Below are 1,137 nucleotides of genomic sequence, written 5' to 3'. Positions count from 1 at the left end.
GGCATGGCTTCGGCGAGATCGCTGAGCTTTCGCTCGCGCCACGCGTCGATCTCGGACTAGATGGCCTCGGCGCGACGCAAATCGTCATCGGTCGGCTCGGCGCCGGGATCGAGGATAATCATGATGCTCGTCCATAAATGCTCGGCGCCGGCCATATAGGCGTCGCGGAACGTCGCGAGCGCGGGGTGCGATAGCGCGATCTTCTCCGCCCGCACGAAGGCGGCGACGCCGCCCTCGAGCAGCTTGCCCTCATTGGCGAGCTTGTGGGTCATCTCAAGCCCTGCCCGCTCGGCGGGAGAAAGTCGCGCGTCCTTGCGCTTCGCCTCACCCATTGGCGGAGGCCTCCGTCTCTTTCGGTGGATTGATATATTCTTCGTTGCGAACTGCGCCGAAAGTCCATGCGGTGCGATTGATGCGGTGCCGTTCGGTCCATGCGTCGATTGTGGCGTTTATCTCGCGCGCAAGCTCATCGCCTTGCTCACGTGTGCAAGTGATAAAATCGCCCTCGCCAATCTGTGTTTCATTTCGACAATAAAGCAGCTCGTGAATATCGTCGAAGTCGATCGTTAGATCGAAGTCCTGCTCCTGGCATTCTGCGATGGTTGCGCCGCCATAGCCACGGGCCACCGCCGCCGCTTGCTCTCTCGTTTCGAATTCCTCCGAATAGGAATCGCCCCTATCGAGGCTCAAGCGCCATCGAAACGGATAGGCGGCCGGCGCGATCGGCGCGGCCCCGGCGCGCAATGCTATCTGTTCGGCGGCGGTCGCTGTCGGAACCGCCGCAGCTCCTGTGGCTGCTGCGGCTGCGCCGAGGAAGCTGCGTCTCGAAACCTTGCTCATTTGCTCTGCTCCGCCATCCCCTGGCGATGGCGAGCCCCTGGCGTATAGGCTACGGCCACCGGGCCGCGGATGCGCGTCGAGCGACCGTGTTTCTCAACCTCCAATGCGCCCGATTTGATATCCGCATAGATCGTCGTCAGCCCGCAGAGCTTGAGTGCGCAAAGTTCCTTCACGGTCACATAGCCGTATTTTAATCTCGTCTCGAGCGTCACTGCGGGGGCGTTCTCAATCAAGTTCATGTCCTCAGTCCTGAAGTTAAAAGGGCGCGTCTATGTTCGATTTGACGGTGCGGAAGGT

At 60.9% G+C, this 1,137-nt stretch carries 3 protein-coding genes and 1 pseudogene; all 4 read right to left on the bottom strand.

What is annotated here, in order from left to right; genetic code table 11:
- Positions 1-56: 56 nt before the first annotated feature.
- The 4 genes and pseudogenes from A1351_RS07395 to A1351_RS07385 all read right to left on the bottom strand — a co-directional run bounded on the left by A1351_RS07395 (position 57) and on the right by A1351_RS07385 (position 1,079).
- Positions 57-332: a hypothetical protein gene (locus tag A1351_RS07395; protein ID WP_157096179.1), complete on the bottom strand. Its 276-nt coding sequence runs from the start codon at positions 330-332 to the stop codon at positions 57-59.
- Entirely contained in the window at positions 325-690 is a 366-nt protein-coding gene (locus A1351_RS07390; RefSeq protein ID WP_245291607.1) for a hypothetical protein, read from the bottom strand. The genes A1351_RS07395 and A1351_RS07390 overlap by 8 nt, the downstream gene beginning before the upstream one ends.
- Before the next feature lie 84 nt (positions 691-774).
- A pseudogene (locus tag A1351_RS26145) lies at positions 775-840 on the bottom strand (twin-arginine translocation signal domain-containing protein); the annotation flags it as partial.
- Positions 837-1,079, bottom strand: coding sequence for a hypothetical protein (locus A1351_RS07385; protein WP_064032658.1), 243 nt, complete (start codon positions 1,077-1,079; stop codon positions 837-839). The gene A1351_RS07385 and the pseudogene A1351_RS26145, both read right to left, overlap by 4 nt.
- Positions 1,080-1,137: the final 58 nt, after the last annotated feature.

Origin of the sequence: Methylosinus sp. R-45379 (assembly GCF_001644125.1) — a bacterium.
Classification (GTDB): Bacteria; Pseudomonadota; Alphaproteobacteria; order Rhizobiales; family Beijerinckiaceae; genus Methylosinus.
Note: the sequence above shows the minus strand (reverse complement) of the source record. Positions and strands in the feature narration are given on the sequence as shown.